Source organism: Saccharothrix hoggarensis (assembly GCF_052936025.1).
Genome location: NZ_CP193625.1, coordinates 60,333 through 83,037 on the forward strand (window position 1 = coordinate 60,333; position 22,705 = coordinate 83,037).

32 protein-coding genes are annotated in these 22,705 nt (G+C 71.3%); 26 read left to right on the forward strand and 6 right to left on the reverse strand.

Going from position 1 to position 22,705, the window contains the following annotated elements; all coding sequences use genetic code 11:
* Positions 1–137: 137 nt before the first annotated feature.
* The 18 genes from ACRAKH_RS35245 to ACRAKH_RS35330 all read left to right on the forward strand — a co-directional run bounded on the left by ACRAKH_RS35245 (position 138) and on the right by ACRAKH_RS35330 (position 13,050).
* Entirely contained in the window at positions 138–773 is a 636-nt protein-coding gene (locus ACRAKH_RS35245; protein ID WP_380719110.1) for a hypothetical protein, read from the forward strand.
* 28 nt (positions 774–801) lie between these two features.
* On the forward strand, positions 802–1,347 hold the full coding sequence (locus tag ACRAKH_RS35250) for a hypothetical protein (RefSeq protein WP_380719112.1): 546 nt from the start codon (positions 802–804) through the stop codon (positions 1,345–1,347).
* Positions 1,348–1,478: 131 nt separating this feature from the next.
* A complete protein-coding gene (locus tag ACRAKH_RS35255) occupies positions 1,479–1,898 on the forward strand; it encodes a hypothetical protein (protein ID WP_380719114.1) in 420 nt (139 codons plus the stop codon).
* Positions 1,899–1,982: 84 nt separating this feature from the next.
* Positions 1,983–3,539 (forward strand): DUF3560 domain-containing protein, encoded by a 1,557-nt coding sequence (locus ACRAKH_RS35260; RefSeq protein ID WP_380719116.1) that lies wholly within the window; start codon positions 1,983–1,985, stop codon positions 3,537–3,539.
* Positions 3,540–3,907: 368 nt separating this feature from the next.
* On the forward strand, positions 3,908–5,029 hold the full coding sequence (locus tag ACRAKH_RS35265; RefSeq protein WP_380719118.1) for a hypothetical protein: 1,122 nt from the start codon (positions 3,908–3,910) through the stop codon (positions 5,027–5,029).
* 180 nt (positions 5,030–5,209) lie between these two features.
* Positions 5,210–5,791 carry a hypothetical protein gene (locus ACRAKH_RS35270; protein WP_380719120.1) on the forward strand — a complete coding sequence of 194 codons (582 nt, stop codon included), beginning with the start codon at positions 5,210–5,212 and terminating at the stop codon, positions 5,789–5,791.
* A gap of 43 nt (positions 5,792–5,834) precedes the next feature.
* The gene (locus tag ACRAKH_RS35275) at positions 5,835–6,068 is read left to right on the forward strand and encodes a hypothetical protein (protein WP_380719122.1); all 234 of its coding nucleotides are present in this window, start codon (positions 5,835–5,837) and stop codon (positions 6,066–6,068) included.
* A gap of 99 nt (positions 6,069–6,167) precedes the next feature.
* The gene (locus ACRAKH_RS35280) at positions 6,168–7,220 is read left to right on the forward strand and encodes a hypothetical protein (protein WP_380719124.1); all 1,053 of its coding nucleotides are present in this window, start codon (positions 6,168–6,170) and stop codon (positions 7,218–7,220) included.
* 88 nt (positions 7,221–7,308) lie between these two features.
* Positions 7,309–8,004: a hypothetical protein gene (locus tag ACRAKH_RS35285; protein ID WP_380719126.1), complete on the forward strand. Its 696-nt coding sequence runs from the start codon at positions 7,309–7,311 to the stop codon at positions 8,002–8,004.
* Positions 8,005–8,288: 284 nt separating this feature from the next.
* Positions 8,289–8,576 carry a hypothetical protein gene (locus tag ACRAKH_RS35290; protein ID WP_380719128.1) on the forward strand — a complete coding sequence of 96 codons (288 nt, stop codon included), beginning with the start codon at positions 8,289–8,291 and terminating at the stop codon, positions 8,574–8,576.
* Between the two features lie 343 nt (positions 8,577–8,919).
* Positions 8,920–9,087, forward strand: a complete 168-nt coding sequence (locus ACRAKH_RS35295) for a hypothetical protein (RefSeq protein ID WP_447010001.1) — start codon at positions 8,920–8,922, stop codon at positions 9,085–9,087.
* 25 nt (positions 9,088–9,112) lie between these two features.
* Positions 9,113–9,670 carry a hypothetical protein gene (locus ACRAKH_RS35300; protein WP_380719134.1) on the forward strand — a complete coding sequence of 186 codons (558 nt, stop codon included), beginning with the start codon at positions 9,113–9,115 and terminating at the stop codon, positions 9,668–9,670.
* Positions 9,671–9,900: 230 nt separating this feature from the next.
* The gene (locus ACRAKH_RS35305; protein ID WP_380719136.1) at positions 9,901–10,206 is read left to right on the forward strand and encodes a hypothetical protein; all 306 of its coding nucleotides are present in this window, start codon (positions 9,901–9,903) and stop codon (positions 10,204–10,206) included.
* Between the two features lie 96 nt (positions 10,207–10,302).
* On the forward strand, positions 10,303–10,695 hold the full coding sequence (locus tag ACRAKH_RS35310) for a hypothetical protein (RefSeq protein ID WP_380719138.1): 393 nt from the start codon (positions 10,303–10,305) through the stop codon (positions 10,693–10,695).
* A gap of 553 nt (positions 10,696–11,248) precedes the next feature.
* Positions 11,249–11,458, forward strand: a complete 210-nt coding sequence (locus tag ACRAKH_RS35315) for a hypothetical protein (RefSeq protein ID WP_380719140.1) — start codon at positions 11,249–11,251, stop codon at positions 11,456–11,458.
* Positions 11,455–11,877, forward strand: a complete 423-nt coding sequence (locus ACRAKH_RS35320; RefSeq protein ID WP_380719142.1) for a hypothetical protein — start codon at positions 11,455–11,457, stop codon at positions 11,875–11,877. The genes ACRAKH_RS35315 and ACRAKH_RS35320 overlap by 4 nt, the downstream gene beginning before the upstream one ends.
* Positions 11,874–12,824, forward strand: a complete 951-nt coding sequence (locus ACRAKH_RS35325) for a deazapurine DNA modification protein DpdA family protein (RefSeq protein ID WP_380719144.1) — start codon at positions 11,874–11,876, stop codon at positions 12,822–12,824. The genes ACRAKH_RS35320 and ACRAKH_RS35325 overlap by 4 nt, the downstream gene beginning before the upstream one ends.
* A 19-nt stretch (positions 12,825–12,843) precedes the next feature.
* Positions 12,844–13,050 carry a hypothetical protein gene (locus ACRAKH_RS35330; RefSeq protein ID WP_380719146.1) on the forward strand — a complete coding sequence of 69 codons (207 nt, stop codon included), beginning with the start codon at positions 12,844–12,846 and terminating at the stop codon, positions 13,048–13,050.
* Between the two features lie 193 nt (positions 13,051–13,243).
* Here ACRAKH_RS35330 and ACRAKH_RS35335 read toward each other — a convergent pair whose 3' ends face one another.
* The 3 genes from ACRAKH_RS35335 to ACRAKH_RS35345 form a co-directional block, all read right to left on the reverse strand.
* Entirely contained in the window at positions 13,244–13,540 is a 297-nt protein-coding gene (locus ACRAKH_RS35335) for a hypothetical protein (RefSeq protein ID WP_380719148.1), read from the reverse strand.
* A gap of 435 nt (positions 13,541–13,975) precedes the next feature.
* On the reverse strand, positions 13,976–14,248 hold the full coding sequence (locus tag ACRAKH_RS35340; RefSeq protein WP_380719150.1) for a hypothetical protein: 273 nt from the start codon (positions 14,246–14,248) through the stop codon (positions 13,976–13,978).
* Positions 14,249–14,321: 73 nt separating this feature from the next.
* The gene (locus tag ACRAKH_RS35345) at positions 14,322–15,263 is read right to left on the reverse strand and encodes a hypothetical protein (RefSeq protein ID WP_380719152.1); all 942 of its coding nucleotides are present in this window, start codon (positions 15,261–15,263) and stop codon (positions 14,322–14,324) included.
* A 124-nt stretch (positions 15,264–15,387) separates the two neighbouring features.
* Between ACRAKH_RS35345 and ACRAKH_RS35350 the strand changes: the two genes are divergently transcribed.
* A complete protein-coding gene (locus tag ACRAKH_RS35350) occupies positions 15,388–16,167 on the forward strand; it encodes a hypothetical protein (protein ID WP_380719154.1) in 780 nt (259 codons plus the stop codon).
* A complete protein-coding gene (locus ACRAKH_RS35355; protein ID WP_380719156.1) occupies positions 16,164–17,336 on the forward strand; it encodes a hypothetical protein in 1,173 nt (390 codons plus the stop codon). The genes ACRAKH_RS35350 and ACRAKH_RS35355 overlap by 4 nt, the downstream gene beginning before the upstream one ends.
* 19 nt (positions 17,337–17,355) lie before the next feature.
* On the opposite strand, the gene ACRAKH_RS35360 is transcribed toward ACRAKH_RS35355, so the two are convergent.
* The 3 genes from ACRAKH_RS35360 to ACRAKH_RS35370 are packed head-to-tail and all read right to left on the reverse strand — an operon-like array spanning position 17,356 to position 18,605.
* Positions 17,356–18,036, reverse strand: a complete 681-nt coding sequence (locus ACRAKH_RS35360) for a class I SAM-dependent methyltransferase (RefSeq protein ID WP_380719158.1) — start codon at positions 18,034–18,036, stop codon at positions 17,356–17,358.
* A gap of 11 nt (positions 18,037–18,047) precedes the next feature.
* Positions 18,048–18,335 carry a hypothetical protein gene (locus tag ACRAKH_RS35365; protein WP_380719159.1) on the reverse strand — a complete coding sequence of 96 codons (288 nt, stop codon included), beginning with the start codon at positions 18,333–18,335 and terminating at the stop codon, positions 18,048–18,050.
* A gap of 18 nt (positions 18,336–18,353) precedes the next feature.
* Positions 18,354–18,605, reverse strand: a complete 252-nt coding sequence (locus ACRAKH_RS35370) for a RapZ C-terminal domain-containing protein (protein ID WP_380719161.1) — start codon at positions 18,603–18,605, stop codon at positions 18,354–18,356.
* A gap of 99 nt (positions 18,606–18,704) precedes the next feature.
* Here ACRAKH_RS35370 and ACRAKH_RS35375 point away from each other — a divergent pair, with 99 nt between their 5' ends.
* The 6 genes from ACRAKH_RS35375 (at position 18,705) to ACRAKH_RS35400 (ending at position 22,704) form a co-directional block, all read left to right on the forward strand.
* Positions 18,705–18,908 (forward strand): hypothetical protein, encoded by a 204-nt coding sequence (locus ACRAKH_RS35375; RefSeq protein ID WP_380719163.1) that lies wholly within the window; start codon positions 18,705–18,707, stop codon positions 18,906–18,908.
* A gap of 99 nt (positions 18,909–19,007) precedes the next feature.
* On the forward strand, positions 19,008–19,820 hold the full coding sequence (locus ACRAKH_RS35380) for a hypothetical protein (RefSeq protein WP_380719165.1): 813 nt from the start codon (positions 19,008–19,010) through the stop codon (positions 19,818–19,820).
* On the forward strand, positions 19,817–20,029 hold the full coding sequence (locus ACRAKH_RS35385; protein WP_380719167.1) for a hypothetical protein: 213 nt from the start codon (positions 19,817–19,819) through the stop codon (positions 20,027–20,029). Before ACRAKH_RS35380 ends, ACRAKH_RS35385 begins: the two co-directional genes overlap by 4 nt.
* A 40-nt stretch (positions 20,030–20,069) precedes the next feature.
* Positions 20,070–20,669 (forward strand): hypothetical protein, encoded by a 600-nt coding sequence (locus tag ACRAKH_RS35390; RefSeq protein ID WP_380719169.1) that lies wholly within the window; start codon positions 20,070–20,072, stop codon positions 20,667–20,669.
* Positions 20,666–21,589: a hypothetical protein gene (locus ACRAKH_RS35395; RefSeq protein WP_380719172.1), complete on the forward strand. Its 924-nt coding sequence runs from the start codon at positions 20,666–20,668 to the stop codon at positions 21,587–21,589. The genes ACRAKH_RS35390 and ACRAKH_RS35395 overlap by 4 nt, the downstream gene beginning before the upstream one ends.
* Positions 21,586–22,704: a hypothetical protein gene (locus tag ACRAKH_RS35400; RefSeq protein ID WP_380719174.1), complete on the forward strand. Its 1,119-nt coding sequence runs from the start codon at positions 21,586–21,588 to the stop codon at positions 22,702–22,704. The genes ACRAKH_RS35395 and ACRAKH_RS35400 overlap by 4 nt, the downstream gene beginning before the upstream one ends.
* The last annotated feature ends 1 nt before the right edge of the window (position 22,705 follow it).

Genomic DNA, 22,705 nt, shown 5'->3' on the forward strand with positions numbered 1-22,705 from the left:
TCATCGACGGGGGCTTCCGCGTACCTGCGGCCGGGGCGACACACGCGCGAGATCCACAAACACCTGTTTGACCAGGTCACATCGTTGGCGTAATATTTCGTATGTCAGCAACACTTGTCAGCGGCACGGAGGAAGTCATGGCCGGCACCACCCAGAAGCACCCGCAGATCACCGGACTGGCCGAGGTGATCGAGGCGATCGGGCCACGCGGCATCCTGATCGGCACCGTGGGCGACTGCACCACCGTGCACCGCGCCCGCGCGGTGATCGAGCCTATGGGCGAGATCCTGTGCGACTGGACCGGCGTGCTGATCACCGACGTGGTCACGCTGTCCGAGATCGACCCGCGCGACAGGGCTGTGCTGGCCAGCCTGGTCGACGCCAAGGTGCGTGCCGCGCATCTGTGCGTCCAGTGCTTCCGGCCGTCCACGCGGGCCGAGGTTGCCCGGATCGAGCGGGAGGCGCGCGAGGCCGCCGACCCGGCTCCAGCCGCGGGCTCCGCCACGGTGCTCGGAACCGTCACGGACGGCGGCCAGGTGCACATGGCCTGGGCGCGGGAGGTCGGCGGCAAGGTGTTGTGCCGCTTCGGATCCAGGGCGCTGCGGATCACCGAGACGGTCGCGCCCCTGCCCGAGAGCGGACAGGAGGGAACCCTGGCCGCGCTCCACAAGCACCGGATCCCGCTGCGCCGCCTGTGCGCGAACTGCTTCCGCCCCCGGATCCGCTCCGTGTACGCCGCCCAGCTCCGCGCCCGGCTCGCCACCGCCAACTGACCCGCACTCGACGCGAACGGAGATCGTCATGCAGACCACGCACGTCGACCAGGCCCCGGACGTCCGACCCAGCCGCGGGACACATCGCGGCAGGATCTCCGCCCGCCCCGCGAAGTCCGGCCGGATCATGGTGCTCTGCCCGGTGGGACACCTCGTCGCCAGCATGGGCGCGCGCGAGTGGGCGGGCAGCCTCTGGGAGAGCCGGGTGGGTGCGGGCTTCGAGGTCACCTGCGAGGGCGCCATGCCGGACGACGTCGTGATCCCGCACGTGACGCCCGAGTCGTGGGACGCGCTGCGGAAGCGGGGGATCGTCCACGTCGACAGTGCCGAGGAGGTCGCCGCCTACGTCCAGGCGCAGGGCGAGCGGACGGACCCGCGCGCGGTCAGGTGGGGTCGCGGCGACGCCGTCCGCCTGCGTGTCGCCCGCTGCTCCCGCACCGGCGAACCGCCGTTCGACGTGTGGATCCTGGCCAAGCCGGGCAGCCACGACCTCACCAGCGCGGCGTTCCAGACCACGTGCGCCACCGAGACCGGCGGCTGGTTCGTGCTGAACACCTGGACCGCCCGCGCCTGAACCCGCTCCGGTCAACGCCCCGCGCCCGTTGGACGCGGGGCGTTGCCCTTTGCGCACCTGTTTGACCTGGCCAAGCACATGGCGTAGCGTTTCGGACGTCAGCAACACTAGCGAGATCACCGGAGACGCCCGTGTCCAAGCACACCCGCCCCGTCGTCAAGGTCCGAGCCGCCTGCGCCCACTGCAACCACCAGCGGCCGGTCACCGCGAACGGCTGGTGCGTCGACTGCGCGTCGGCCGCGTGCGCGCACGGGGACGGCGACCGCGCCGGCCTCGCGGTGCCCCCGGACGCGAACGAGGCCGTCGAACTCCTCATCGAGCACCTGTCGGTGTACGAGCACGCCGAGCACGCCGAGGTCACCGGCGAGCCGCTGACCTGCTGGCCCTGCGCGCTGCTCACCACGTGGTGCGCGAAGTGCGACACCCGCGCCGGCGACATGAGCGCCGCCGAACGGGCCGCGCACCTGCTGCTCGACCGGTGGGTGGCCGTCGACTGCGAAGGGTCCACCTCGGCCGCCGTCCGCGCGTTCTACTGGCTCCCGGCCGCCTGATCAACGCCAGGCACCCCGTTTGACCTGGTCAAATCGTTGCCGTATCATTTCCAGTGTCAGCAACACACCGTTTGGGAGGTACCGATGGGCAAGCGCACCGCACGCCGCGCGGCCATGACCGACACGGACGCACTCCACGCGTTCCCGTTGTTCGAGCTGGAGCTGGGGGAGGGATCGCCGGAGACCGGTTTCACCCTCGGCATCGCCGACATCCCCCCGACCCCCGCGCCCCAGTGCGAGCAGCCCGCCCGGATCGGCCGCGAGATCGCCGCCGACGAGCCCCCGTTGCTCGATGACGCCGAGTTCTGCGAGCGCACGGTGATGGCCCTGCACGAGCGCGGCGAACTCGGATACGTGAAGCCGTCCGACGAGTGGGTCAACCAGCGCGGCGTGCCCCTCAACGACGAGCACCAGGAGGCCGCCGCCCGCCTGCACGCCGCTGGCCGCCTGCCCGGCTACGACGGCGAGGACGACGCCGAGCCCGAGGGCGCCGACCCGAAGCCGGACCCCGCCGAGCTCGCCGAGCTGGAAGGGCTGGTGAACGTCGAGCCCGTCGACGCGGAGGATCTGCTGGTCGACCACGACATCGTCATCGAGCACAGCGCCCTCGAAGGCACGTTGCTGATCGGCTCCCGCAAGGGCGACGGCGTGTACGACGCGCTGAAGAACGCCGGGTACGGCTGGCGGTGGTGGCGCACCGCGGAGGAGAGCGGCTACCCCGCGGGCACGCTGTTCCTGCCGGGCAGTCGGGACAAGGCACCGCGGCTGTCCACCATCGACCACACCGAGCAGATCATCGCGAAGGTGGCGGAGGAGCAGGGCCAGGAGATCAAGGTCGCGGTCCACATCGACGGCACGCCGCGCGACCAGGCCCTCGTCATCGCCGACCGCAGGGTCCGCGCGGCCGAGCGCGCCGAAGCCCTCGACGCGAAGGCCGGACGACGCGCGGGTGCCGCCGAAGGCCGTTGGCGCATCGCGCACGACATCAGCAGGCGTTGGGAGGGCGGGCAGCCGATCATCATGGACCACCACAGCACGCGGAAGGCCCTGCGCGACCGCGAGCGCATGGACAACCACATGCGCAAGTCCGTCGCCCTGGAGAAGGAGGCCAGGCTGGTGGCAGAGCGTGCCGAGGGAGCGCGCCGCACGCTGGCCAACCTGGACAACCCGCTGTTGATGGCCCGGTGGCTGCGCGAGGCCGAGGCGGAGCTGCGCGCGATCGAGCGCGGCCTGAACGGCAGCAAGGGCCGCAGGTTCCTGGGCACGGACGGCAAGACGGTCATCTCGCAGGAACCGGACAACAAGCCCGCGACCGGTCGTCGCCGGCAGCAGCTCCTGTTGGACCTGATGTACCTGATCCCGCGCATGGAGCACGCCCGCGCCGAGCTGGCCAAGGCCGTGACGGAGGGGCGCTGGTGGGGCGGTGACCCGAAGCAGATCAGGCCGGGCGACTTCGTGTTGATCCGGGGCCAGTGGGATCTGGTGGAGAAGGTCAACCCGAAGACCATCCGCGTGATCAGCATCTACATGCCCACCGGCCTGACGTACCCGCACCTGGAGATCCGGGGGCACCGCACCGCCGAGGAGCACGAGGCGATCAGGACCGCCACGCTCGCCGAAGCGAAGGGCGCCAACGCGTAGCTCGAGCTGCACCACTTCGGCCCGCCCGACCTGACCGGTCCGGCGGGCCGAAGTTGTTGTCGGCCTCCCCCGTCTCCCCGGTTGCGCCGGTGACGCTCGCGCGCGCGTAGGGAAACGGGAAACGAGGAGCCGATCCGGCCGGTCGATGCCTCCCGCTACGGCCGCCGCAGCAGCACCGCCGGGGCCGTCCCGCTCCTTGGCCGGCTCTCCACGTCCGCCCGCTCCCGCCGACCCGAGAACGTGACGAGAACTCGCATAGCGTCCCTGCGCGACAGAGGAGGGCAGCCGCCTGCGGCCCTATTTGACCTGTTCAAAGGCATGGCGTAGCGTTTCGTATGTCAGCAACACGCCACCGTGAGGAATGTCCCGTGTCCAAGATCGAACCACTCGACGCCCCGCCCACCGTCACCGTGAAGCCCGTGGAGGGCTACCCGTTGGTGGACGTCACCGTAACCGGCCGCGCCGAACACGCCCACGTGTCCTACGCCGAGCGGTACGCCCTGCTCCACGCACGTGACAACGGCTTCGCCCGCCTCACCCAGTGCGGCGAGGCGAACTACCACAGCGGGAACCGCACCACGACGGTCCGGTACCGACTCGAACGCGAGCCGATCTCCATCTCCCGAGAAGAAGCGGCCCAGGCGGTCAAGGGGCACCACCTGGAGGCGGCGGTCGGCCTCTACCTCACGCTCGACTCCGCCGGCCACTGGGCAGTGGACACGTCGGACCTGTTCACGGTCACCGGGATGACGTCCGGACGGAAGGTCGGCATCTGCCACTGCGGCAGTGACGACCCGCTGGCGTGCGTCGCGGCGGGCCGGGCGGCCGAGCACGGCATCCCGCTGCCGACTTTCACGCGGCTGATCGAGCTGATGCAGGAGGCAGCCGACCGCGCGAAGGCGGAGGAGCGCGACCGGCGCTGCACGATGGTCCGCCGGTACCGAGCCGCGGCTAGGGAGCACCGGCGCGCAGTCGCCGAACAAGCCCCGCTGGAGCAGATCGTCCACCTGCAGTACCGGATGGAGGACGTCGTCCTCCAGCTCCCCAGGGCGCTGGCCGCCAACCTGTACCGGGAGTACGTGTTGATCCGGATCGAGACGGAGCGGCGGACGCAGGACGTGGACCGGACCGACGTCCTCAGCGACCTGCGGCACGTGAAGAAGGAGATCGAGCGGCTGACCGGCTACGACTCGAAGGTGGTTCCCGGCAGGTTCACGGCGACCGCGCCGTACGTCACCGGAGGTGGCACGTGCCCACCGGGTTCACGGTTCCTGGGTGACCCGCCGCGCGTGGAGGACATGGGCGGCCTCGGCATGGTGTGCACCGGGTGCGATCACGAGGTGGCGGTTCACGAGCTGTTCGGCAAGCGGGTCACCGTCCGGGAGTTCCACCGCACGGAGGACCGCCAGAGCCCCGGCATCTACTCCGACGAGATCGCCGTGGACGTCGAGTTCGGCCAGCCGTTGTTCAGCACGACCGGTCGCTTCTGACCGGGAGTCTCGACGGCCGATGCGCCGTCCCCTCGGAAGACCGAGCGGGGACGGCGCATCGCCGCATTCTCCCGCGCCCCAACGTTTCCGCAGCTCTCCGCCACCCGCTGCCACCTGTTTGACCTGGTCAAGCGCATGGCGTAGTGTTTCCGGTGTCAGCAACACACACCGGAGGTTCAAATGCCGAGCGCGGTCGCAACCGACATCACCCAGGTCAGCGAGGACGAGCTGACCGCCCAGCTCACGCAGGCCGGTGCCGAGGGCGACGAAGCCGCGATCGACCGGATCCTCGCCGAGCTGAACCGCCGGGACGAGATCGAGGAGGTCATCCGGGCGCTGGTCGAACAGGGGCTGGAGTACCGGGAGGCGTACGCCATCGCCCACGACCTGGACCCGGCCGAGCTGGACCGGCAGGAGCGCGCGGCAATCGTCGCCAGCTCCCGCCGCAAGGGCGAGTCCCTGGAGCAGGCCGTCGACCGGCTGTACGGCGAGATGACGCGCCAGCGCTACCGGCAGGCCGAGGACGAGTGCCGAGGGCACCTGCTCAACCCGGCGGGCAAGGCGGCCGGTGTGGACCCCTACAGCCTGTTCCACGGCCCCGCCTCCCGAGTGCGCCGGTACGCCAGCCCGGAGCTGCGCACGTGGTTCTACCGGCACGGCCGGACCACGTGGATCGAGTACAAGGCCCAGATGCTCGGCCGCGCGTCGGACGTCGCCAAGGCGGCCCGTGTCGACCGCGACTTCGGCGAAGCCGTTGCCTGACGCGGCCGGCCGGCCGCGTCCACCGACCCGAGAGGAACACCCCATGCAGCTCCCCGGCCAGACCAGGCACCCGGCCGGCTCCACCTACGTGGTCGTGCTGGAGATCGGCACGTCCGCCGGTGCGGGCCGAACGTCGCACGCGGTGCACGTCGAACGGGTGGACGTCACCCCGAGCCGTGCCCTGTGGCGGGTGGCGGACATCCAGGACGCCGACGAGGCACGCGCACTCGCCAACGGCTACTGGTCGCTGCTCCAGGGCGGCGCAGCCAAGCCGTAACCGCAGGTCTGTGACCAGGTCGAACCCGGATTTGACCTGGTCACATACATGGCGTAACGTTTCTCATGTCAGCAACACAAACCCGCCGGGAGGCACACCATGTCGATCACCGAGGCCATCGTCACCGAACTGGAGTTCGTCCGCATCGAGGCCGGGGTCTACGAGGTCAAGACCGAGATCGGCACGTTCGCCATCACCCGCACCGGCAGCCGCACCTGGTCGGTCGACACCGAGACGATGACCGAGGTGGTCACCACCGACACCCTGTTGGCGGGCAAGCGGGTCGTCGCGGCCCAGGTCGCCGAGTACCGGGACATCAAGGCGTGCCTCGGCGAGCAGCCCGCGGCTGAGGCCACGCCGGCCCGCACGCCGATGGTCCACACGTTCGACGGCACCACCGGTGCGGCGTTCCGCCGCACCCAGACCGACGACGCCATCGAGGACGGCGACGTGCTGTACGTCCCGAGCGAAGGCGTGGTCGGGATCATGGTCGACGCCTGGCCGGTGGCCGTGACCGAGGCGACCGGCGCGTTCGGCGCACTCGCCAACGGCAGGACGTGGACGGACTTCCGCAACGGCGAGTACGTCGAGTCGCACCGGGTGGCTCAGGACGTCATCTCCGGAGTGCAGCTCGACGCCCCGACCGAGGAGCCCGCGACCGAGGTCTCCGGGTTGGGCGGCGGTTGGCCGTACAAGGTGAAGCGCGGTCCCGTGGTCCACACGTTCGACTGGGACACCGGCATCGCCTACGACATGACCCAGTGCCAGGAGGACGAGCACGGGGACACCAAGCACCGGGACGGCGACGTGCTGTACGTCCCGAGCGAAGGCGTGGTCGGGATCATGGTCAAGGCGTGGCCGACCGCCGTCACCGACGCGCACGGCGCGTTCCACAAGCTCGCCGAACCCCACGCCTGGACCGAGTACGAGGGTGGCATCTACGCCGAGTCGTACCGCATGGCGCTGGACACCATCGCGCAGATGCAGCGCGACCAGGCCGCCGCAGCCGAGCAGGCCGCGCCCTCCCTGTTCCCCGAGATCACCCCTCCGGCCAAGCCCGCGATCGCGGACACCGGCCGAGGCGAACTGACGTTGTTCGGACTGGTCCTGGGTGAGGGCACCCCGGAGACCGGGTTCGCACTGTTGGTCTGACCAGCCAGCCACCGGCGCGGCGGACCCGACCAGGTCCGCCGCGCCACCCGCCAGCCATCCCGCACCACACCACACCGAAGGACACGAGATGACCGAGCACCGCAACCCCACCAGCGAGCCCCAGGTCGGCGAAGCCCTCGACCAGCTGTACGCCACCGGGTTCTCACCGGCCGACCTGATCGACCTGGTCGAGACGATCACCAGCGCACGCACCCGCAACACCGGCTGCGACGTCCACGTGACCGTGGTCGACCGGGGGAACCCGGAGGAGATGCCGGAGTGGTCCACCATCCGCGTGCAGCCCGCCCCGAACCACGTGAACCTCGCGGTGGTCCAGCAGCCCGGTCGCACGCTCGGCGACCAGCTCCCCGACCGCGACGCCCTGGCCGAGTGGATCGGCGACGCACGCGAAGCGGTGATCGAGTACGACCGCGCCTGCGACGGTGCCAGCGGCGACGAGGAAGCCGAGCGGGCCGGCGAGCTGCGCGACAAGGTGGAGCAGGTGGTCGGATGGTTCGAGCGGCTGACCGCCGAGCGCGACGCGCACGACACGGACTGCGGCGAGCAGGACGAGCGGGTGACCCTGAGCGCCAGCGACCTGATCGACTGGGCCGACGACGCGCAGCGCCTGATGGCCGACCACACCTCGTCGCTGACCGGCGGATTGTCCGAGTGGGAGGACTACGCACGGAAGGCTGTCAACCAGCACATCGGGCGCATGGTGGACCTGATCGAGAGCGCAACCGGCGTCAACGTGGCCGAAGCGACCGCAGACGAGAGCTGACCCGCACGACCCCCGCCCGGTCCCCGTGCAGCCCAGCGGCAGCACGGGGACCGACGCATGTCCGGACAAAGCCCCTGGTCGGCCGCTCACCGGCCTGCCAGGTCGACCGGCGTTGGCACACCCGTCGACGGGTGCAGGTCCGTCAGCGGGGCAGCAGGACGGCAAGGGCGCCGCGCGCGGACCGGCCTTCCATTAGGGACGTGCCGACATCGGGGGGTTTGCCCTGCCGTGCGATGTGGCGTAGCGTTTCGGATGTCAGCAACACAGACCGGAGGTAAGCACCCATGAGCACCGCCACCCGCACCAGCCGGCCCGACGCGCCGACCATCGGCGAACTCTCCGAGATGCTGCGCAACCTGCGGCGAGAGACGTTCAACGGCCAGGCCAGCGCTTCGCACCGCGCCGACCTGGTCGCCAGGCAGGTCCGGATCCTGCGGAAGATGGCGACGGTCTGCGAGGCCGTGCGCCGTGTCGTCGTGCGCGACCTGGCGTTGGAGGTCTCCGACGAGGCGTCCGTGTCGCTCTGCGGCCTGGCCGCCCTGTGGGTCGCCGAGGAGTACGGCACCCGCTGAACAGTGCCGCGCAGGTCCGGTCGAACTGACCGGACCTGCGCGTTTCGCACTCCAAGATCGCGGTTTGATCTGCTTGAAAGCATGGCGTAGTGTTTCGTGTGTCAGCAACACACACCGGAGGTAGCCCGTGCGCCACCAGCGCCCGCAGCCCAGTCAGGCCGCACCGTTCCACTACGCCCCGCTCCCGCCGCTCAGCCCGCGGCCGGCCAGGCGATCCACCGCGAGCCGGGTTCTCCTGGCCGTGCTGCTCGGACCGATCGCACTCTGTGCCGTGTTCGGCTTCGCCGCAGCGGTGGCCCAGTCCAGCGCGGCACCAGGTCCGGCGACCCAGGTTTCACCGCCGGTGGTGGTGGTCGTCATCCAGTCGCCATCGGTGGACGTCGCGCCGCCCGCTCCGGTGGACGTCGCGCCGCCCGCTCCGGTGGACGTCGCGCCGCCCGCTCCGGTGGACGTTGACGCTCGCCTGCTCGACCGGCCGCAGCCCGGCCGGTACCCGATCCCGAACCCCTGATCGACTCTCCCGAACGGAGCATCACGTGTTCACCGCTGTGTACGGCAAGTTCAACGCCAAGGGCGACTTCTACCGGCCGCTGATCCTGGAGGTGTGGGACGCCCAGGCCGGTCCCGACCTGAGCGGCGCCTGGGTCGAGCGGTCGGAAGGCTGGTCGATGGGGTGGCTCGCCGAGCAGGTCGCCGAGCTGGCGGGCGTCCACCCGATGTTGCGCCTGGTCAACTGGAAGGGCGAGGAGGTCGAAGCCACGGACACCGCCTGCTACCGGGTGCCGGCGCGGCCGGTCGAGCCGCGCCGGGATGGCGAGGACGAGCGCGCCTACCGGTCGCGCGTCATCGCCGCCACGCTGCCCGATGACGTCCTGCTCCGGGAGCTGGAGACGCCTCACCACGGCCTCGATGACGAGCACGCGGTCCGCGTCTACCTGGCGACCCTGCTGTCCGAGGTGGAGCGCCGCTGGCCGGTGGTGGACGAGGCGACGTTGCTGTGGACGGCCGGCCAGCCGCAGGAGAGCGGAGTGGAGCAGAGCCGGTACGTGACGGCCGTGGTCTCCCTGGCCCGGAAGCACCTGGCCAACCGCTGACGCGTCCAGCACGACGAAGCCCCCCACCGGTGACCGGTCGGGGGCTTCGTCGTGCTGGTGGCCGGACGATGGGGGAGGGGTGGCGTGCACCCCGGTTAACGTGCACAGACGGGCGGATCTTGGCTTCCGATAAGTCAACATTATCGGAAGCCAAGATCACCCTGTTGACACCGTCATGACTGGTGCGTAACGTATCCGGTGTCAGCAACACACACCGGAAGGAGCGCCCCATGAAGCGCATCACCCGCACGATCGTCCAGGCGGCCGCCGCCGTCATCGCCCTGGTGGCATTCACCGCACCCTCGGCGGACACGGCCGGCACCACCGACCGGACCGTGACGGCAACCGCCGTCGACAGCAGCGCCGTCGTCCTGCACGTCACCGCCCCCCGGCCCGCCGAGGTCAGCCTGGCCGAGCACCACGCCGCACGGCTGGCCAACCTGATCGCCGGCGACCGCACCGACGACGACGTGGACTTCGACTGCGCCAAGCACGGCAACCGGGTCTGCGGCGTCGTGCCGCTGCGCGCGGCCTGACCGCGCCCCGGTGGCGGGTGTTCGGCAACCGTGCCGAGCGCCCGCCACCCGCGCACCCCGACCCCTTCGGCCGCACCAGCCAGACGGAGCCAACCCATGATCACGATGCCGACCGAAGCCCCGCCCGCACCGGTGAACACCCTCCTGCGCGAACTGAGCGCGAGCCTGCGGAAGCGCGACCTCCAAGACCTCTGCGACACGCTCGAACTGCTCCAGCGCCGAGCCTGCGACCACCGCGAGCGGGAGACCTACGCGGTGCGGTGCGCCGAGCTGTGCCAGCTCAGCCCCGGCCTGCGCCTGTACCACGGCGCGCTGATCCGGGAGCTGGAGGACCGCCAGCCCGACGTGGTCCGGCACATCGCCGCCACGAGTCACCGCCGAGGCGGTGGCCTACTCCACACCTACGTGTCGCAGCTGGTCGGCGACATCTACGACTTCAACCACGACTTCGAGGACGGACCGTTCGGGATCGGCGACACCGACCGCTGATCGCGGCGACCGGGCTGCCCGCGCAGGGTGGCCCGGTTGCTCGTCCGGTCGGTCATCGTCGCAGGTCCGCGAACTGACCACCCGAACGGCCAACGGGCCGGACACCCCACCACGGGTGTCCGGCCCGTTCTCGTCGCGCCCCCGACCGGCACGGCGCGGCCGGACCGTAGCCGACCGGCACGCCACCCTCCGGCGCTTCCGCCGTGCGGCGCCCTGAATCGCCGCAGCCGCGGCTGACCGCCGACCCGCACGTCCGACACCGGCCACACCGCCCAGACCCGCCAGCGGGGCAGCAGGACGGCCGAACGGTGGCGTGCCGGCCGCGCACCATCCACCCCTGCGCAGCGCCGCACGCGGTGCTGCCGGAAGGAGGGAAGCGCCGATGTCCGGACGTCCACACGAACGCAGCCGCTCCGAGCGTCGGCGAAGCGGCACGCGCGACGTCCTCCACTCGGCACATTCCGGCAGGCCAACCCACGGTTGCCGCCTCACCGGCTACACGCGTAATGTCTTCTGGGTCAGCAACACAAGTTCACCTGCGGAGGCATCCCCCATGCCCGCACCACTTCCCCCTGCCCACATCCCCCAACCCCCGGCCAAGCCGCTCGACCACTTCGGCCGCACCGACTGGACCACCTACTGGACCTGGGCGGCACACCGCCTCCGCGAACGCGCCGACCTCCTCGCCGCCCGCCACTGGAGCCCCGAGCAGGTCGCCGAGCTGCGCGACCACGCGGCCGAGTTCGAGAGCTGGGCCGAATGACGTCCAACGCCTCCGCCCGGACATGGCTCGCTTCCTGCCGCCGCTGCGCCTGGCACGTCGTCTCGTGGCGGAAGGAATGGGCGCAACAGGCCCGCGACGACCACCGCCGAGCGCACGCCGTCGACCCCGTCCAGGCGCACCGCGACCGCTACCGCTACCGAGGACGGCTCAACGCCAGCCAGACCCTGCTGCTCGACCTGGCCGCCAGCGGCGCCCTCGCGTGTCACTTCACCCGCGAGTTCACCCTGGACACCGACCTCGGCGGGAGCTGGTACCCCAACCACCTGCCGCACGGCCTCGGCCACTGGATCCCCGGCCTGGTCGACGCCGGCCTCCTGCGCATCCGCCCGACGTGGCGCACCTCCGGCCTCTACGTGCCGACCGCCGCAGCACGCCGAGCAGTGGGGGAGCGCCGGTGAACACCCTGTGCGTCCCCGAGACGCCCGCCAGCCGACGCCCGTACTTCTACCTCGGCACGCACCGCGCCCGACACCTGGAGCAGTCGCCCGTCCCGCTGTTCGTGCCCGTCCAGGCCCTGCTGCGCTACCAGCGGCACGGCCACCAGCACATGCCGAAGGCGAGGGTCAACTACGCCCTCGACTCCGGCGGCTACTCCCACATCGCCAAGTACGGCGAGTGGACGATCAGCCCCGAGGAGTACGGCGGCGCGGTCTACCGGTTCATGGAGTACGTCGGCTATCCGCCGGACTTCGCGGCACCGCAGGACTTCATGTGCGAGCCGGAGATCATCCGCAAGACCGGCCTCACCGTCCACCTCCACCAGGAGCTGACGGTCGACTCGGTGCTGTACCTGCGGCACGAGTTCCCCCACGCACCGTGGATCCCCGTGCTGCAGGGCTACCGGCTTGACGACTACCTGCTCCACGTCGAGATGTACCGGCAAGCAGGCATCAACCTGACCGCCGAACCGCTGGTCGGCCTGGGCTCGGTGTGCCGACGCCAGTCGACCGCCGAGATCGGCGCGATCGTCACCGTGCTGCACGCGATGGGCATCCGCCTGCACGGCTTCGGCGTGAAGAAGCAGGGCCTCGCCCGCTACGGCCACCTGCTCGCCTCCTCGGATTCGCTCGCCTGGTCCTACACCGCACGGCGGGAGAAGATCCGGCTGGACGGCTGCGACCACCGGCTGTGCAACAACTGCCTGCGGTACGCCCTCCAGTGGCGAGCCGACACCCTCGCCGTGTTCGACCAGCCCGCACCGCAGACGTTCCAGCAAGGCTTGGCGCTCGACTTCGGCACCGGCTCCACCAGCGACCGCGCCGAACAGCGCCAGCCGCGGCTGCCCATGCCCAAGCCGCACGACCGGGGCATCCTCGACCAGATGACGCTCACCTTCACCGCCTGACCGGCAAGAGGAATCCGCCATGACGCCAACACCACGCTCGATGCTCGACCACAAGCGGTGGGCCGCCGAGCTCACCGAGACCCTGCCCGTGGTCGCCACCACCATCGCCCCCGACACCCTCGCCGTCCTGGACGCCGTGCTGGCCAAGCGGTTCGGCCGTGAGGTCGCCGACGACGTCTTGCGCACCGTCGACCGGGCGATCGCCTCGGGCAGCGGCAAGCGGTAGTCCCGCGAAACGCGAACCGGCTCCGAGCCGCCATCTGCTCGGAGCCGGTCGCCACCACGTCGTCACCGTTCACGCGGCGTGCTGCCCATTCGGGCTGTTGAAAGCCTCGCCCCTGTGGGCGCTGGTCGTACTTCTCCGGGTTCCCCGCCGAAGCGGGGCATCTGCGGGCCAAGCTACCGGCGCGGCGCGTTCCTCACCAGAACGGCGGCGGAGGCGGCACCACAGGCCCAGGTGCCCGCCGACTGCGCCGCCCGTGGGTGATCGCCATGCCGATCCACACCGGCAGCCACAGCCCGCACGAAGCGACCGTGATCAGCCCGTGCAGCAGGTGATTCACAGGCTCCTGCTGCCGCTGCTGCGCAACCGGGTAGTAGCCCGGTGGCGGCTGCTGGCCGTACGGCTGCGGCGGGTACGGGCCAGGCGGGGGAGCGGCGCCCTGCGGGAACTGCTGGCCGTAGGGCCACCCCGGCGGCTGGTTCGGACCGGACACGCACTCTCCCGGAAGTAGTGGTCGTTCCTGATGGTGTCGCCGCTCGCGCGGAGATCGTTAGCTGCGCACGACATCGGCCCCGTAGCTCGCGCTACGGGGCCGACCGGGCGTACACCGCGCCGGAGCGGTGCGCTACGCCCATGCTGGGCATCACCCTGCGGCGACGCACCCGTGACGTGGGAGAACTGGCGCTGAATCCCGCCCCTGCGGGGCCAGGGGCGGGTGACCGCACGCTACCCGGATCGACCGGCAGGCCGTAGTCATCTTCACCCGCACGGCCCAACGGTCGACGTGCTCGCCGTGCCGGAAACGACTCCGGCCCCGAGCCGCTGGGAAGGTCGCGACTCGGGGCCGAAGCGGGGTGGCCCGCCGCCAAGTGGAACCACCCGGAGACCGGAATGGCATCCGGTGCACGGAAGCTACCCGGCGACCACGTCAGGTCGGCGGATCGACCGGCACCAGCTCGCCGCTCTCCGTCTCCCTGACCAGCGACTCGGACGCGGGCACCCATCCTCGGCCGCACAGCTCGCAGTGGTACAGCCGCTGCTGCCGTCCTGGATGCCAGCTGTACTGGACGTCGCCCGCAGCAAGCACGGCGCGGCAGAACGGACACTCGGTCGGGCAGACCTCCCGGAGCCCGCCGGACCGGGTGATCACCCGCACCAGCACGCCGTGCTCCGCGACCGCGCCCCCGTCGTCAGCGAACATCGTCACAGCCGCGCGCCCGCCGTTGCCGTGCCCGGCGTGCGGGAGTCCACCAGCCGCCCGACGTCGCCCGCGTTCACGCGTCCACCGGCTCGACCAGCTCGGACGGGAGGACGACGTGCGCTATCACGCTGTCGATCTCCACCTCGTACCACCCTGGACCGTCGGTCGTGTAGCTGTTGCCCCACTTGGCCATCCGCACCTTGCCGTACCTGGCGTTGGCCTCGCCGAGGAGCTTGGCGAACACGCGGACGCGCTTTCCCGGCAGGATCCCGTGACCGTGGGCGGTGATCAGCACCGCGTCCAGCGCGGTCGCGGCGTACACGCTCGGCCAGTCGGCCGGCAGCTTGTCGTGCCAGTAGCCGCTGTCGCCGACCACCTTCTCGGGCCACAGCAACATGCGGGACAGGCGTTCCATGTCCGGGTAGCCCTTGGCGGCGGCTGCGTGGATCTGCGCCGTCAACACGCCCCGGTCCTTGTCCCACAGCTTCCGGGCCGCGAAGTCCAGCTCCAGGTGCGCGCGGTCGTCGGCCTTCGGGTCGGCGTCGAGCGGCACCAGCCGGGGGTTGTTCGCCGCCGCGACCCGGTAGAGAAACATGATCTCCGCCCGCTTCGGGTGACGCGGTCCGTGTCCGGCAGGGCCTCGACCGTTCTGGGCGAGCAGCCGCGGCTGGTAGCGGTTCACGATCTCGCGGCTCCGGTTGTCCAGGTGCCGCTCGATGTCGCGGGCCAGCCGCCCGTGCTCGTCGCGCCCGTACTGCTGGTCGCCGTTCTCCTGCTGCTCGCGCAAGTGGACGTCGGCGGGTGCCGGCTCGCCCTCGGGGGTGCCGGTCTGCGTGCGCCACCAGTCGGTGGGCACGGCCACGAACGCGTCGCGGCCGTAGGTGGTCACCGGCACGTGCGCGCCGGAGCGGCCGATGGCGTGCGCGTACGTCGCCTGGTTGGTCCGGAACCTGTCGGCCGGCACCGGCTCGTGGACGCGGACGCCGTTCGTCTCGGCGATGTTCGGGGAAGGCATTGGACAACCTTACGAACCTTACGAAACCGCAGGCAGACCGCTATCGGGTGAATCTCCGCCACTGGGGCCGCACTCCTGCGGCCGGAGCGAGAACGATCATCAAGAACTTCTGTAAGGTCCGCTTGTGGCCCGACCTCGCAAGAACCGTCCACCCCGCGTCACCGAGTGGCAGGCGAACCAGGCAGCCGTCACCATCCGGACCGGCCGCCTGAAGGTCGACCCGACCGGCGCGGCGAAGGCGCTGCACGACCACGACCGGCTCGACGCCGACGAGCTCGCCGACGTCGTCCGCTGGTGCGACGAGAACCCGCCGCACGGCCTGGACCGCGACGCGCTGGTGGCCGAGCTGCAAGCACGTGCGGTCCTCGTCGCCTACGTGGGCCAGCGCATCGAGCAGGAGCAGCGGCGGCACCAGCGCAGCCTCCTGCGCCTGCTGGAGGACGGCCACGTGGCATGGCGTGGTCACCGGATCTGGGCGGGCCAGTACGTCGGGCCGCTCGGCCTGACCGCGCAGAACGCCTGGACCACGCGGGACACGCTGTCGCGCCGGTTCAGCCAGGCCGACGACGGCCGCCCCGTGCCCGCCGATGCCGCCCGCTGGCTGACCGCGCACCGGGACGAGGTGGCCGAGGTGGGAGAGCTGCTGGTCGACCAGGCCCCCGACGTGCTCCACACCGTCGCCGACGTCGACGCGCGGACCCGACTCCGCGAGGCGATCGAGGACGTCGGCGAAGCGCTGGCGCCGCTGCCCGACATCACGTTCGCCGAGCTGGTGTTCACCGCGCTGCGCCGATGGTGGGACGCCGACCCGGCGGAGACCGCAGACCCGATCCTGCGCGACCTGGCCAGCCGCGGCCGGACGCTGCACGCCAGCTACACCGACCTGGAGGCGTCGGGACGATGAGCAAGGCACAGCGGACGTGGGACGAGCTGAACCAGCGTCAACGCCTCTATCTGACGACCATCCTCGAACTTGACCAGCAGGCCGAGGCCGACGTCAAGCGCATGTCGGCGAAGAGGATGCGCACGCCGCCGGCGTCGGAGTGGCGGCAGATCACCTACGACATCAAGCTCCCGAAGGAGATCGTCGGCTACAGCTCCGTGCAGGTGGTGTTGCGCGCACGGGGCGAGCACGACCCCGGCTCCGGGCCGACTCTGGCCGCGCTGCGCCGCCGGGAGCTGGTGGTCGTCACCTACGACCAGATCCACGTCGCGGGGTTCGGCATGGTCGACCGGATCCGGGTACGGCTGACCGCCGCCGGCCGCGCCGCTGCCCGGTACGGCACCGGCGTGATCACCCCGGCGCAGGCACCGAAGGGGCTGATGTCGCGGTGGTCGCTGATCGCCCTGGCCCGGCTGTATGAGGCGGGGGAGAACGGGCTGGCCAACGAGACCACCTGGGACCGCTCCGACGCCGCGCCGTCGTGGAACACGCTGCTGCGCCTGCGTGACCGCAGGGACGGCCCCCTCATCGAGAGCTTCGTCGCCGACCGGGCCGACCAGGGCCTGCACCAGCTCCGGCAGCACCGCGTGCGCTGCTCCCCGCTGGGCCGGCTGCACTTCGAGCTGCACCGCGCCTGCTACGCCGAGCTGTACCCGGACGTCGACCTGCCCGCCGCCCAGGAGGTGGAGGGCGCGCACACCGGGCTGGTCGACCACCGCGCGCCACGGCCGAAGCACCTGGTCCGCGACACCGACCTGCGCCTGCTGCTGCGGCTGGCCGAGCTGGAGGAGACCGACCGCAGCTACCTGCGCATGGTGATCACCGAGGAGTTCGAGCGCTGGCGCTACGAGATCCCCGGCTGGGTCGCCGCGATCCCGGCAGGCCTGCTGCTGTGGCAGGTGAAGGATCTGGTCCGCAGCAAGACGGCCGTCGACCGGCTCGCCGGCCACCCTGACGGGCCGCTGGTCGAGCAGGTCGACGTCTACGTGGGGGAGCGGCCACACCAGGACGCCACCACGATGCCGATGGTCGTGCTCACCGAGCAGGGCCGTACCCACCTGCGTGACCGCCGCGCCGACTACGAACGCGCCTACCCGGAGCTGTTCCCGTCCACGGCCGAGGTTCCGTAGGACGCGGCTCGTGACGTGATCACGCTGCCTCCGGCAGCCCGTCGACGTGCAGCGCGAGCGCGGCTCCGATGTGGCGGGTGTAGGCGGGCGGGATCGCCTCGGCCAACTCCTCCTTGTCGTCGGTCCAGTCGATCCCCATTGCCGCCTGCCAGTCCGCCGCCGAGCCCTTGCCGCCGCCATCGCCGTACGGCGCGACCATGTCGCCCTCGTAGCGGACGCCGTGCCGCCACCCGGCCACCCGATGCCCCGCGTGCAGCTCGGACTGCTTGTGCGCCAGGTTCGGCATCGACCAGCCGCCCAGCTCGAACTGCCGGTGCCGGAACACCTTCAGCCCGAAGTGCAGGCCGCACAGCATGACGTCCTTGCGCATCTTGGCGCGGCTCGGGAACGGCTGCTCGATCACGTACGGCCGGCCGACGATCAGCAACGCGGCCCGCGTCGCGGCGATCCACGACGTGTGGTTCCCGGCGAGGTGCTGGTTCGTTCCCAGGGTGAGCGTGCAGTCCGCCTGGCACGGTGGTGAAGCGTGCACCGCGTCGTACTCGTGGCCGTGCTCCAGCAGGTACTCGATCGCGTCGCCTTGGACGAACCGGTCGCCGGCGTAGCGGGGCTGCCTCACGACGTCGACCCCGTCGACCTCCCACCCGGCGAGTTGGTAGCCGCGGGCTGCACCTCCGGCGCAGCAGTAGAGGTCGAGCATCCGGCGACGCCTCACGGCTGGTCCGACGTGCGCCGTGCCCGGTACGCCGGGTGCTCCGTCCACGGGACGCACGCGCCGGTGTGCCACGGCTGGTGGATGCAGCGCCACCCGGCGCCCTCGGGTCCGGGGCACGGTGTCGCGCCTTCGCCGGTGGCGAGGTCGACGGTCAGGGACTGCGGTTGAGGGTCGCGCGCGGCGCGCAGGATGCGGCGCTCCCTCACGCCGAACGCCTCGGCCCGCTCCAGCGCCAGCCGCGCCTCGCGCCTCACGCTCTCCGGGACTTCCTCCGCGTCGGTCACGGGCGGCAGGTTGCCACGTCAGCACGACAGGGCGCCGCTCACTGGTCTACGGCCACCGCGCGGCGGGTGCCGGTGGAGCCCGCCCTTGTCGACGTCGCGGTTCTCGACCTCGACCCGCCACCCTCGGCAGCGGCCGAGGTGGGCCACCTGCTCGGCGATGACGACCGAGCGGTGCCGACCGCCCACGCAGGAGATCGCCACGGTGTACTGCCGCCGTCCAGCTTCACGAACACGGCGATCAGGGGAGTCCGCACTTCTGCGGGCGGACATCGTTGTGGGACAACGGGTTCACCCGTTCGCGCCTAGGTGCCTCCCCTCATAATCTGTATTATGAGGGGAGAACATCCACTTGATTCCGGAGGTAGTCCGATGACGAAGAAGCCCACGCCCGCCCAGCTCCGCGAGATCCACCTGCGGGACCAGCACGAGGCGCGCGTCCGCAGCAACGAGGACGCCGTGCTGGCGAAGGCCCGCAAGCTCGACCCGAACGACAAGAGCGAGGACGCCGAGTACATCCGCGAGGTGGCCGGCGACATCCAGGACCACCGCGACTCGGAAGCGCAGCGCGGCTGATCCACAACGGGCAGGGGTCGACGCTGCAACCGTCGACCCCTGCCCCGCTGCACGTTGCACAACCAATCCCTGATTCCCGCCCGCAAGGAGCCAGACCCCATGACCGCCCAGCCCGACACCGACGCGGACCGGTACGGCGACGCCACGTCGCTGCCCTACTGCGTGACGATCACCAAGCCCGGCCTGCCGACCGTCCACCTTGGCTACCCCTTCAAGTTCCAGGTCGAGATGGTGGCCCGAAAGCTGGAGATGGACCAGGGCACCGCCCGCCCCGCCGGCACCACGTTCGCCTTCGGCCCGACCCCGGCCGACATCCGCCCCCTCAGCCCGATCGACACCGCCGAGGCGGCGGCGGTCGAGATCATGCGCGAACCCGACGACCTCGACCTCCGATACCCCGACACCTGGTCACGCGTGAGTGCCCAGCACGTCGACCACGACGCCCGGCAGATCTGGCGTGCGGCCCTGGGCATGACGGAGGGGCCGGAGAGCGACGACCAGGAACCGGCGCGCACCCCCGACGTCAGCTTCCCCATCAGCCGCCCCGGCACCGGCTACGACCCCATCGAGCGCACCGTGTGGGACGCGGTGTCCCAGGCGGTCACCGCCGTGAACATCAAGGCCGCCATCGCCTCCGGCAGCGCCGACGTCGTCGCCGACCTCGTGGAGCGGGCGGTGCGCGCCGCGTTCGGCGCGCGGTGGGTGGCCCGCCCCGGCACGGTCGCGAAGGAGCTGCACGCGCTGGACGCGGCGGACGTCGCCGTCGACGCCGCCGAAGCGCTCGACGGCTTCCCCGACTTCGGCCTCGTCACCTACTCGGCCGACCCGCACAAGGACGGCTTCACCGTCACCGCCCGGCCGCTCGACGGCCTGGGGCAGCGCCGGTTCGAGTTCGAGGTCCGCGAGCTGTGAAGTCCTACAAGGACGAGCACAGCAACTGCATCGGCTTCGGGCCGATCAGCGGCCTGTCCGGCGTGGCCGAGGAGCTGATGTTGACCCTCGGCCACGACCCGGACGACCACCCCGAGCTCAGGGCCGAGCTGGAGCAGGCCATCGGCGAGGAAACGCTGAACCTCGGCCGCCAGATCCTCGCCGAGCACGGCCTGGTCGTCCGTGACTAGTTCCCGATCCATCCACTGCTGCACCAGTGAACGGAGCACCATGCCCACCCATCCCCGCGACAGCGGCGCCGACCCGTTCGGCGACCCGCTCCCCCAGCTCGCGCTGGAGGTCCGCAAGGCCGAGGACGAGATGATCAGCGTGGACGACTCGGCGATGTCCCCCGCCGAGGAGTGCGCCGCCTGCCCCGACCCGATCAGGAACGGCGAGTTCGTCGCCCGCATCGACCGCCAGTGGCTGCACGTCGACTGCGCGGAGAAGAAGCTCGACGCCCAGACCGAGCGGGAGCAGTGGCTGACCCTCGCCACCCACATCGCGTACACCCCGTCCAAGTACCCGGCCGCCGTCGTGCGCCGCGTGCTGCGCATCCTCCTGAAGTACGTGGCCGAGCGCGGGCGCACGCCGCTGGGCTCCCCGAAGCCCGGTACCACGCGCCTGCGCGCGACCAAGGTCACCGCCGACCGCGCCGAGATGCAGGTGTCCGTCCGCGCCGCGAACGGCGACACGCGGGCCTACGTCCGCGAGCACGGCGCGAAAGGCGGCGTCAAGGAGATCGGCCTGATCCTCAGCGACAACGACCGCCGCGCGCTCATCGCCGCGCTGGGCGGCACCAGCACCGGACCGGAGGTCAACCCCTCATGATCACGTCACCTCTGCCCGACGTCCACGCCGACGCCGTGGCGTTGACCGTGTTCCGCGCGCTGCCCGATGGCGAGACCGGCCGCCAGTACACGATCGCCGAGGCCGACTCCGGCCGCGACGCGATCGTCCGTTCGATCCGCAGCGCCGCGGCCGTGGGGTTCATCGCGGCCGCGGGCACCACCGGCGCGTACGCGGTGCTCGACGTCCTGAACCACGACGAGGACATCGTCCAGGACTTCGCCATCCCCACGCGGGCCGCGTTCGAGTGGTGGGCGCGCAAGCTGCACCTCTCCGTCGAACCCCCGGCGCCCTGGTTCGGCCGGATGCTGATGTGGCGGCGTGCGCAGCCCAGCGGCTGGGCGGTCGAGGTCGACGGCCGCGTGCACCGGCTGGTCCGTGTTCACGGGTCGAACAGCATGGACGCCTTCCAGGTCAGCCATCCGGGCTGGTACTTCATGGACCACCCGGACAAGCCCGAACCGCACCCGGCGGACCCGATCGGCCCCTTCGTGGCGGAGGTGCTGAGCGAGGCCAAGGAGCGCGCTGAGGCGTGGCTGCTGGTCGGCGAGGCGGACCGGCGGCTGGCCGAGGACTCCCCGGACTTCTTGTGGGTGTTCGAAGGCAACGGCGCGGTGATCGGCGACGCCTTCAACGCCTCCCCCAACCCCGACCAGGGCCGGGTCGACGTCCACAAGGTCGACGTGCAGCGCGGGAGCCGCGGTGTGCTGGTCGGCTCGATCACTCCGCGCTTCGAAGCGGTCACCGGCATGGTCCTGACCTGGACGCCGCACCGCTTCGGCCGGCCGGTCATGGAGCCGTGCACGAGCTGGCACGCCGCCGTGCGTGCCCTGGTGCGGGAGCTGGACGACCGCGCCCCGCACACCAACCTCGGCGCGATGGACGACGAGGAGTGGCCGTGACGGGCCGCAAGGACGCCGTCGAGGCGTGGAACGCCCTCAACAAGAGGCAGCAGGTGTACCTGGAGCACATCTACTACGCCGACCAGGACGCCGAGCACGAGGCCCGGTCCGGCGACTGGATGCGGATGCGTCCCGGACCGGCCGCCGAGTGGCGGTGGGTGCCCTACTCGCAGGAGAACAGCGTCGAGGACACCCCGATCCAGCGCGGGCTCCGCAGCCGCGGGGAGCTGGACGTCGGCGCGGGCCGGACCCTGGGCGCGCTCGAACGGCGCGACCTGATCGAGATCAAGGACGAGCCGTTCGCCACGCCGTTCGGTGTCCGGAACCTGGTGATGGTCAAGCTCACCACCTTGGGCCGGGCGACCGCGCGGGCCGGCCTGGGCCACGTCGCGCCGAAGAAGAAGCCGGCCGGGATGCTGCCGGACTGGGCGTGGGAGACGCTGGGCCGGCTCTACGCGGCCGGAGACCAGGGTCTCGGCTGGAACCTGCCGTGGAACAAGGGTGTGTCGAACAAGGCGCACGACGTCCTGATCGGCCGTCCGGACGGGCCGTACCTGGCCGGCGACCGCTACGGCCGCCGGACGATCACGGCGCGCGGCATCCACCACTTCGAGGTGCACCACGCCTGCTACTCGGCGCTCTACCCCGAGGCCAAGGTGCCGGAGCCGCGGCCGAACCCGTACGCCCACGACGGGCTCGCGGGACACCGCCGCCCGCTGCCCGCCGACCTGCTCGACGCGCCGACGTTCCGACTGCTCGCGCACCTGGTGATGCTGCACGCCACCGGCAACGACGCCCAACGGCGCTCGATCGTCGCCGAGTACGTCCGCCACGACCTGCCCGTGCCGGACGAGGTGGCGTCGCTGCCGCCGTGCCTGCGCAGGGCTGACATCGGCAGGGCGCAGGGCAAGCCGACCGCGGGCAGCATCGACACGCTCCTCGGGCACCCGGACGGGCCGCTCGTGCAGGCGTTCGACGTCCTGGTCTACCCGCGTCACGACATCCGCAGCGAGATGTTCGCCGTGACCGACGCGGGCCTGGCGCACTATGCCGCCAACCTGGAGCGCTACCGGCGCCACCTGCCCGACGTCCCCGCCTACGACCCGTCGACCTGAC